The organism is Acidobacteriota bacterium (assembly GCA_012729555.1).
In the GTDB taxonomy this organism is placed as follows: Bacteria; Acidobacteriota; UBA6911; order UBA6911; family UBA6911; genus UBA6911.
Map to the genome: position 1 here is coordinate 1 of JAAYCX010000078.1, position 9,818 is coordinate 9,818.

Annotated in this window: 7 protein-coding genes; 4 read left to right on the plus strand and 3 right to left on the minus strand. The window is 65.1% G+C overall.

Going from position 1 to position 9,818, the window contains the following annotated elements; all coding sequences use genetic code 11:
* The coding region (locus GXY47_13560; GenBank protein ID NLV32169.1) for an MFS transporter at positions 1–1,203 on the minus strand (1,203 nt) is incomplete at its 3' end.
* 482 nt (positions 1,204–1,685) lie between these two features.
* Between GXY47_13560 and GXY47_13565 the strand changes: the two genes are divergently transcribed.
* On the plus strand, positions 1,686–3,902 hold the full coding sequence (locus tag GXY47_13565) for a fused MFS/spermidine synthase (protein ID NLV32170.1): 2,217 nt from the start codon (positions 1,686–1,688) through the stop codon (positions 3,900–3,902).
* 65 nt (positions 3,903–3,967) lie between these two features.
* On the opposite strand, the gene fusA is transcribed toward GXY47_13565, so the two are convergent.
* Entirely contained in the window at positions 3,968–6,028 is a 2,061-nt protein-coding gene (gene fusA / locus GXY47_13570) for an elongation factor G (GenBank protein NLV32171.1), read from the minus strand.
* 570 nt (positions 6,029–6,598) lie between these two features.
* Here fusA and GXY47_13575 point away from each other — a divergent pair.
* A complete protein-coding gene (locus GXY47_13575; GenBank protein ID NLV32172.1) occupies positions 6,599–7,318 on the plus strand; it encodes a hypothetical protein in 720 nt (239 codons plus the stop codon).
* 58 nt (positions 7,319–7,376) lie between these two features.
* Entirely contained in the window at positions 7,377–8,264 is an 888-nt protein-coding gene (locus tag GXY47_13580) for a hypothetical protein (protein NLV32173.1), read from the plus strand.
* A gap of 66 nt (positions 8,265–8,330) precedes the next feature.
* On the opposite strand, the gene GXY47_13585 is transcribed toward GXY47_13580, so the two are convergent.
* On the minus strand, positions 8,331–8,540 hold the full coding sequence (locus tag GXY47_13585; GenBank protein NLV32174.1) for a TOBE domain-containing protein: 210 nt from the start codon (positions 8,538–8,540) through the stop codon (positions 8,331–8,333).
* 79 nt (positions 8,541–8,619) lie between these two features.
* Here GXY47_13585 and GXY47_13590 point away from each other — a divergent pair, with 79 nt between their 5' ends.
* Positions 8,620–9,231, plus strand: coding sequence for a hypothetical protein (locus GXY47_13590; GenBank protein ID NLV32175.1), 612 nt, complete (start codon positions 8,620–8,622; stop codon positions 9,229–9,231).
* Positions 9,232–9,818 lie beyond the last annotated feature (587 nt).

Consider the following 9,818-nt stretch of genomic DNA (forward strand, 5'->3'; position numbering starts at 1 on the left):
CACCACGACCGCCCCCTGGAAGGCGGGGGTGTAGCTGCCGCTCGCTTCCCGGACGAGGCCCGCAAGGGGAGCCCCGGCGCCGCCGATGAAGGTCCAGAAGAGCCGGACGCACCCCATGATCCTGGGATAATCCGAGGCCCCGAAGTAATTGGGGATCATATTCATGGTGGCCGCCATCACTCCGCCGAAGCCGGCGCCCAGGACGGTCATATAGAGAAATACCATGGGGACCGAATGCGCCACCAGCAGGATGCACAGGCCAGCGAGTTTCAGGATCTCCGAGCTGACGGCGATGGCGTGCATGCTGTAGCGCATGCCGAGAAACCCGACGCTCAACTGGCCGAAGGCCATGACCCCGCTCATGACGCCGAGCGCCGCGGCCGCAAGGGTGGCGCCGAGGCCGACATCGAACAGATAGGCCACCTGGTGCGTCATCAGCGCCCCCACGGCCAGCATATTCATGCAAAAATAGGCGATGAGGAGCCACAGGCTGCGCGTGCGCAGGGCCTCCCCGAGGGTAAAATCGACCGCGGTCCGGTAGCCCGTCATCGGCCGCGCGGCCGCGCCGGGGGACGCGGCGTCCGGGGCGAGGCCGTCGGGGACCTGGTTCATGTCCGCCGGCCGGTTCCGGATCAGGCAAGCGGGCAGGATCACCGCGAAGAGGAGCACCATCAGGGAGATCACCAGAAACGTCGCCCTCCATCCGATGGTCCCGATCAGCTGCATGATGGCCGGCCCCAGGACCATGCCCCCGAAGCCTCCGGCTGCCAGAAACAGGCTCAGGGCGAGCGACCTTCTTTTAATGAACCAGTTGTTCACCACCGTGGTGGACGCCAGCATCCCCCCCAGCCCCGCCCCGGTTCCGACCAGGAGGCCGTATCCGAGAAAGAGTTCCCAGAGCCGGGAATGAAAGCAGAGGAGAAGGAAACCGGCGCCGCCCAGCAGATTCCCGAGCACCATGGCCCGGCGGGCGCCGTGGCGGACGATAAACGCACCCGCCAGGGGGCTGCTCACGCCCAGGGCGATCAGGTTGATGGTAGCGGCCAGCGAGACGACGCCGCGGTTCCAGCCGAATTCCTCCACCCAGAACGGCAGGAAATAGCTGAAGGAGATGATGTAAAATCCTCCGATGATGCCCATCACGGCGGCGATGGCGAGGTTGACCCACCCGTAGAAACGGGGTCCGTCAGTTCCGGCAGGCATACGTCCCACCTCCAGCTGAATCCTGATTTCGGGGCTGCGAATGAATTACCCGCCTTATAGGGCATTCCTTGCTCCCGGCACAAGCAAAAAATCGCCGGCTAAACCCCGTCACGGCGGGACGCGGGCGCCGGAAAGGGATTTTTTTCGGACAGGAGGCGGTACTCTTCCCTATAATGCGGTCGCGTAACCAACGCCGCGAAAAAGCGCGGCGGACGACCGAAGCGAACGATTGCGGCAAACAACCTGGGCAAACGGCCGGGGCTAGCGATCGGGGCGAACGGCCGGGACGAGCGATCGGGACGAGCGATCGGGGCGAACGGCCGGGACGAACGATCGGGGCGAACGGCCGGGGCGAGCGATCGGGGTGAACGGCCGGGACGAACGATCGGGGCGAACGGCCGGGACGAACGATCGGGGCGAACGGCCGGGACGAGCGATCGGGGCGAACGGCCGGGGCCGGCTGCCACGACGGACAGGGGGGCATGGGCATCTACGGGATCACGGTGTTTCTCAGCGCTTTCCTGCTCTTTTTGGTGCAGCCGCTCCTGGCGAAGTATATCCTCCCCTGGTTCGGCGGCGGCCCCGGGGTCTGGACGACGTCGCTCCTTTTCTTTCAGGTCGTCCTCACGGCCGGTTACGGCTGGGCCCACCTGGCGGCACGCCGCTTTCCCCCGAGGGCGCAGGCGCTGGCCACCTGGATCCTCCTCGCGCTCTCCCTCGCCTTCCTGCCCCTGGCCCCCTCCCGGAGCGGGCTGGCGGCGGATATCGCCACCCCGACCCTGGACATCCTCCGGGTGCTTCTCGTCAGCGTGGGCGCCACCTACTTTCTTCTCTCGGCCACCAGCCCCATGCTGCAGGCCTGGCACAGCCGCATCCGACCCGGGGTCGAGCCCTATCGCCTCTACACCCTCGCCAACCTCGGCTCGCTCACGGCCATCGCGGGCTACCCGCTGGTGGTGGAACCGAACCTGCGGCTGGGAAACCAGACCCTCATATGGTCGCTCCTCTACGTGGCTTTCGGCGCGCTCAGTGCCGCCTGCGCCTGGCGCCTCTGGAAATCCTCCCCGCATGCCGTGGCCGGGGCTTCCCCGGGGGCGGCCGCGCTGACCCCACTGCCCGGGAGTTCGACGCCCTCCGTCCCCGGGAGTCCGATCCCCTCCGTCCCCGGGAGTCCGACCCCCTCCATCCCCGGGAGTCCGACCCCCTCCATCGCAGGGAGCCCGATGCCCGCCATGGTTGAGGGGACATCCGAATCGCCGACGGCGCGGGATTGGTGGCCCTGGCTCCTCCTCCCCGGGCTCAGTTCCGTCATGCTGCTGGCGACGACCAACCAGCTCTGCCTGGACGCCGCCGCGATCCCGCTCCTCTGGCTCCTCCCGATGGGGGTGTACCTCCTTTCATTCATCCTCTGCTTTCACAGCGAGCGCTGGTATTCGCGCGCCGTTTTCGGCCCGGGCCTGGCCGTCGCCCTGGCCGGGATCTGCGTGATCCTTTACAGGGACGTCTATGTTCCCCTCCCCATCCAGATCGCGGCCTACACCCTCACCCTCTTCGTCTGCTCGATGGTGTGCCACGGCGAACTGGTGCGGCTGAGGCCCGCGCCGCGCCACCTGACGTCGTTCTACCTGATGATCTCGGCCGGGGGCGCGATGGGGGGGGTGTTCGTGAACCTCCTGGCGCCCCGGCTGTTCCGGGGCTACTGGGAGTTTCACCTGGGCCTCGGCGCGGTCGCCCTGGTGGCGCTGGCCTTTCTTTTCCGCAGCCGCGCCGGCCAGGGCCGGGGTCTCCCGGTGAGGGCCGTCGCCGCCCTCTGGTTTCTCGGGCTGACGACCGCCCTCGGCCTTCATATCTCGAGGGGGCTCGAGGACGCCGTGGAGGTGAAGCGGAATTTCTTCGGGGTGCTCAAGGTCTATGGCGACGACCGGGGGGATCCCGGGGAGCGTCACCGGACCCTCATGCACGGGCGCATCGTGCACGGCTACCAGTATGACCACGAGGAGAAACGCTACTGGCCCGTCTCCTACTACGGCCCGGCGAGCGGCATAGGGGTCGCCGTCATGAACCACCCCCGCCGGCTCGACCCGGAGCAGCGCAGCCTGCGGATCGGCGTCATCGGGCTGGGGACGGGGACGATCGCGACCTACGGGGAGGAGGGGGACTATTTCCGCTTTTACGAAATCAACCCCGAGGTGACGCGCTTCGCGCAAAAACATTTCACCTACCTTGAGGACACCCCGGCCCGGACCGAGATCGTACCGGGCGACGCGCGCATCTCGATGGAGCGGGAACTGCGCGAGGGACGGGAGGGCGCGTTTGACCTCCTGGTGCTCGACGCCTTCTCGAGCGACGCCGTGCCGGTGCACCTCCTCACGCGGGAGTGCTACGAAATCTACCGCCGGCACCTCGATGAGGATGGGATCCTGGCCGTACACACCAGCAGCCGCTATTTCAACCTGAACCCGGTCCTCAGGAGCCTCGGGCGGATCCACGAGGAGGAAGGGACGAAGGTGCTGCTCGTCGAGGACCCCGGCAGCGGGCTGCAGGAGACCGACCCCACCAGCTGGGTGCTCCTCACCTCCAACCGGGAATTCCTGTCAAACCGTGATGTGCTGAGGGCGGTCACGCCGTGGGGGGAAGGGGACGACCGGCCCCTCATGTTCACCGACGACTACAGCAACCTGTTCCGGCTGCTGAAATAGGCCCCGGAAACGGACGGGCGGCAGGAAAGGAAGACAGGGGAGAGAAACCGGCCGGGGGAAAAGGGTCACACCCAGGATCTGGCGGGTTGATAATCGAAGGGCTCCATCGCGAAGTTCCCCCTCCCCTGCGTGATCGACCGCATCTGGGTGGAGTACCCGAACATCTCCGAAAGGGGCGCCAGGCCCCGGATGAGGGTGAAGCCCCCTTCGAGCCCCGTTTCCCTGATCTCCACCCTCCGGGCCCCAAGATCCCGCATGACGGCCCCCAGGCAATCGTCCGGAACCCGAACCTCGAGGCTCATGACCGGCTCGAGCACCTGGGTCTCGGCCTCCGCGAGCGCCTGGCGCAGCGCCAGGGTCAGGGTCCCCAGCAGGGGGACGGAAAGATCGGGCGGGTCGTTGTGACGGAACTCCAGGACGGTCACCCTGAGGTCCACCACCGGATAACCGTGCGTCCCCCCCGAGGTGCAGCCGCGTTCGAGGATGTCGCGCGCGTCGCGCTCGAGCGAGGGGGTGAGCGCCCGGGCGATCCGGGAGACATCCACCTCCACGGGGGGGAGGCTCCGGTCCCCCCGCTCCCTGGGACGGGAGAGCACCTCCACCACCGCCCGCCCGCTGACGGCGACATCGTTGATGCGCTTGTCGAACTCCCCCTTCCCCACGCCCCTCCCCAGCACCGTCTCGCGATACGAAACCCGGGGGCGCCCGAAGAACGCCACGACGTTGAATTCCCGCTCCATCCGGTTGCGTACGACCTCCAGGTGGAGTTCGCCCATCCCGGAAAGGATCATCTGGCCGGTCTCCTCGTCCGTCCCGACGCTGAGGGTGGGATCCTCGCGCAGCAGCCGGTTCACCACCTCGAACATACGGTCCCGGTCGGCCGACGTCCGGGTCTCCACCGCCATCGACACGACGGTCTGCGGGAAATGGATCGGCTCGTAGGTGATCGGGTGTCCGGGGTCGCACAGCGTGTCGCCCGTCGCCACGTCCCGGAGACCCTGCACCGCCACGATATCCCCGCAGCGCGCCTCCTCGACCGGTTCCGTCCGGTCGGCGTGCAGGCGCAGGATCCGCCGCAGCCGCAGCCGGCTCTTGAGCCGGGGCTGGTAGCAGCGCTCTTCCGTCGTCATGGAGCCCGAATAAACCCGCAGCCAGTGAAAATCGGTGCTGGAGGTAGCCACCACCTTGAAGACCAGCGCCGAAAAAGGGGCTTCGGGGGAGGAGGGGCGGCGCTCCGGCTCCCCGCTGTCGGGATGATGCCCGTCGGAGGGGGGGCGCTCGAGGGGAGAGGGGAGATAATCGCAGACCGCGTCCAGGACCGGCTGGATGCCGAGGTCGCGCAGGGCGGCGCCGCAGAGGACCGGGACCAGCCGCCCCGACAGGGTTGCTTCGCGAATCGCGGAGCGGAGGTCTTTCGAGCCGACACGCTCCCCCCCGAGGTAGCGATCGGCGAGCCAGTCCACGCTCTCGGCCGCGACTTCCACCAGGCGGTCCCGGGCCTCCTCGGCCATCGGGAGGAGGTCGGGAGGGATTTCCCGAGCTTCGAACCGCTGCCCGCGCGTGGAGGGATCGAACAGCACGAGGTTCCAGCCCAGCAGATCGATCACCCCGTCAAGCCCGCTCTCCGACCCGTGGGGGAGGTTGACGAAGGCGGCATTCGCCCCCAGCCGGTTCCGGACCTGCCCGAGCACCCGCACGGCATCGGCCCCGGCCCGGTCCAGCTTGTTGATGAAAGCGATCCGGGGGATCCGGTATTGATCGGCCTGCCGCCACACGGTTTCGCTCTGGGGCTCCACCCCCTCGACCCCGGAAAAAACGACGACGGCCCCGTCGAGCACCCGGAGGCTCCGCTCCACCTCGGCGGTGAAATCGACATGTCCGGGGGTGTCGATGAGGTTGATCCGGCGGCCGTTCCATGCGAAGGTGGTCGCGGCGGCGGAGATGGTGATCCCCCGCTCCCGCTCGTCGGCGCGGAAGTCCATGACCGCCGCGCCGTCGTGCACCTCCCCGATGCGGTGGGTCTGCCCCGAGTAGAAGAGGAAGCGCTCGCTCACGGTGGTCTTCCCCGCATCGATGTGCGCGATGATGCCGATATTGCGCGTGTTCTCAATCGGAATGGACGCCATCCCCCCCCCGTTCACCGCTGCCAGGCCAAGTCATAGTACTTTTGCAGCTTAAGGAAAATCCGTCAAGAATTTAGTAACCCGCGAGGCAAACGTGGACATCCACTTTTCGAGGCGGTTGTGAGCCATGGAGGCAATCATGGACATCCACTTTTCGAGGCGGTTGTGAGCCAGGGAGTCAATGATGGACATCCACCTTTCGAGGCGGTTGTGGGCCATGGAGGCAATCATGGACATCAACCCCGCGAAGCGTCTGTGGACACCCACTTCCGATGCCCGGGCCGGGAACGGTGATCCTGGACACCCACTTCCGATGCCCGGGCCGGAACCGGAGATCCTGGACACCCACTTTTCGAGGTATCTACCGCAAAACGCGGTTTGTGGACACCCACATCGCAGACGGCGGGGGGAGGGGGCAGTCATGGAGATGAGGCGAACCTGGGCATGCACCCTTCGAGGTGGCCATGGGAAAAGACACCACTCCCGCCTTCACGGACGGGAGGAGCCGGGGGGAAAAGTATTTGCAGCCTTCTTCTTTTCCGGGCAGAATCTGGGAGGAACCGGGGGAGGGGAATGAGAGAGGTATTTCGTCTCGACGTCAAGAACATCGTCCCCACCAGGGAGGAGGTGCTGCAATACCAGGGCATGGCGGGAAGGAAGGGCCTGCCCGAAAGGATTTCCATGCTCCTGGATACCGCCATTGATCTGTTCGGGCAGCTTGCCGAACCGCAGGGGCTCTTTGAGGACCTGGACATTTCCGATTTCGAGGCTCTCTACGCGGGGAAAGGGTTGAACGCGGCCGACGGCCCGGTACCCGGCATCGTCCCGCGCGCGGACGCCGTGGCCCTCTTTGCCGCGACCATGGGAGATGCCCTCGCCACGAAGGCGGGAGACCTGTTCAAGGAAAAGGAGGCGGCGCTCGGCTTCATGCTCGACGCCGTCAACAGCGCGGGGGCCGAACGGCTCGGCAGGCTGATGTGCCGAAAATTCATGGAACGCCTGCCCGAAGGGTTGACCCGGGAGCGCGATGTCAGGGTCCAGTATTACTGTCCCGGTCACTGCGGCTGGCACATGTCGGGCCAGGAAAAGCTGTTCGAAAGGCTGCGCCCGGAGGAGATCGGCATCACTCTCAGGCCCAACTGGGTGATGGCCCCGTTCAAATCGATCTCCGGCATCCTGGTCGCGGGCGATATAGAGATCCACCGGTTTTCACCCGGCTTCTCCTTCTGTCCCCATTGCCGGGAAAAGAAATGCATTCAGAGGCTGAGAATTCTGGAGCAGGAACCCGGCTGATGGGCGGCGGGCAGCGGCGCGCATCCAAACCGGCACCTGAAAACCAACAAGGTATCTCATGGAAAGCATCCTGGAACGTCTGCAGCGGGGCGACGTCATCGTGGGAGACGGCGCCATAGGCACGGAGCTCATGAAGCGTGGGCTCAGACGGGGAGACCCGCCGGAATCCTACAACCTCCTGAAGCCGGAGGTCCTCGAAGAGGTCGCCGCCCTTTACCTCGCCGCCGGCGCGGAGATCATGACCACAAATACCTTCGGCGCTTCCCCATTGCGTCTCCGGCAGTTTTGCCTGGAAAAGGACACGGAAGCCATCAACCGCCTCGCCGTGGAAGCGGTCCGTCGGGCTGTTTCCCACAAGGCCTACATCTCGGGTTCAGTCGGACCTTCCGCTCTGTCGCTCCGCCCCGCCGGAGACGCTGAACCGGCGGCAATCTCCGCGAGCTTCGAGCGGCAACTCCGCGCCCTGGTCTCGGCCGGCGCCGACATGATCTGCATCGAAACCATGACCGACACCACGGAGGCGGTGCTCGCCGTCCGGGCGGCGCGAGCGGTCTCCCCAAAGATCCCGGTCATGGCTACAATGTCCTTCCAGAAATCTCCCCAGGGATTTTCGACCATGACGGGGGATTCCGTTCGCAACGCGGCGGAAGCGCTCCTCGACGCAGGCGCCGACATCGTCGGCTCCAACTGCGGCAACGGAATGGAGGACATGGTTTCCATCGCCCGGGAATTTCGCGCCTGCACCCGGAAGCCCATAGCCATCAACGGGAATGCGGGACTTCCCGTTGTGATGGATTCCGGACTGGTCTATCCCGAGACACCGGAGTTCATGGCCGCCAGGGCGGCGGAACTGCTGGAGATCGGGATCCAGATCATCGGCGGCTGCTGCGGGACCGGCCCCGAGCACATTCGGGCCATCCGCCGGGCAGTGGATGAGCGCCGCTAGACGCAAGAAATATTCCCGGGAAGGAGCGGAGATAAACGGTCAGTTTACCCTCGCATGGGTCCCAGGCTAATCCACCGCGATCATGACGCTGGAAGCCTTGATCACCGCATAGGCCTCCTTGCCCACGGCAAGTTTGAGGTTTTCGGCCGATTCCTTGGTGATGATGGAGGCCACTTCCACTCCCGGGCTTATCTCCAGGATGATCTCGTCATTGACCGCCCCCACCTTGATCTCCTTGACCTTGCCCTTCAGGATATTTCTGGCGCTCAGTCGCATAATCTCCTCCCGTTGAATACCTGTGTTTTATTATATACACGGGAATTTTCCAAATGACAGACCTTGGGGAGGATCGAGCATGGCGGACATGATCGTGGCCGGGCGCATGCGGGCGGCCGAGGGGTTCCCGGATGAGGCGGACTGGGAGCGGGCCGCGGAGGTCCGCTTCTCCGCCGACTGGCGCGGAGAAGCACCCGACCCGGAACGCGAAACGCGCGTGCGCATGCTCTGGTCGAAGGATGACGTCCACATCCGGTTTCACTGCCGCTACCGGAATCTGTACATCTACGAAGGCCCCCCCTGCCGGAGGGACGGGCTCTGGCTGCGGGATGTGGCCGAGGTTTTCATCCAGACCGCAGCCGATCCGCCCCGCTGCTACCGGGAATTCGAAATCGGCCCCGGCGGCGACTGGCTGGACCTGGCGATCGCCCCGGGAGAAAAGCGGCATCTCGAGTGGGATCTGCGGACCAGGGTACAGGTGCGGCCCGATTCCGGGTTCTGGTCCGCCGAAATGACCCTTCCCCTCCGGTGCCTGGACACCGCCTTTGATCCCGAGAACGCATGGAAAATCAATTTCTTCCGTATAGAGGGGCGTGAACCCGACCGCTTCTACTCCGCATGGCGCCCGACGTTCACCCCCAGGCCGAATTTCCACGTCGCCGAGCGTTTCGGCACACTCCATTTCCAATAAGGGACATCCATAACCCGTCACCATGCCCCGCAAGCATCAAGTCTGGACACCCATTTCATAACCCTGCCTTGCCAGCGGGCCACCCGCTCCGCCGTGCGGTTCTCCAATCGTGGACACTCACTACCGGTCTAGCGCGGTAAAGATTGTGGACACCCATTGCCGGCCACAACGAGGCTGTCATCGCCCTCCCCTGCTCACCTCAGAGTTCATGCCGGGCCGGAAAATCCGCGACACGAATGCCTACGACCGCTTGCTCTCTTCAGGGCCGGTTGCCACACTTTTTCTTAATGTCTTTCTTTATATATTAGGCCTTATATCTCATTATTGTTACTTTATTACCATTCTGCATCATCCTCCCATCTCAAGGTTCAGAAAGCTCCCGCTCCCAGCACGCACCCTTTCCGCCTCCTGCATCCCCACGCGGAGACATCACCATGCTTCTGGACACCCATGCGAGGGATGAAAGCAGCGATGCCCGCCAGCCTTTTGACGGTTTTGTCAATCGTGGCTTCCCACCTGACGCGAGACCGGTCTCCCCGCCGGCGCCCTGAGCCGCCGCAGGCGCATTTGAGCAACGGATACAAAAC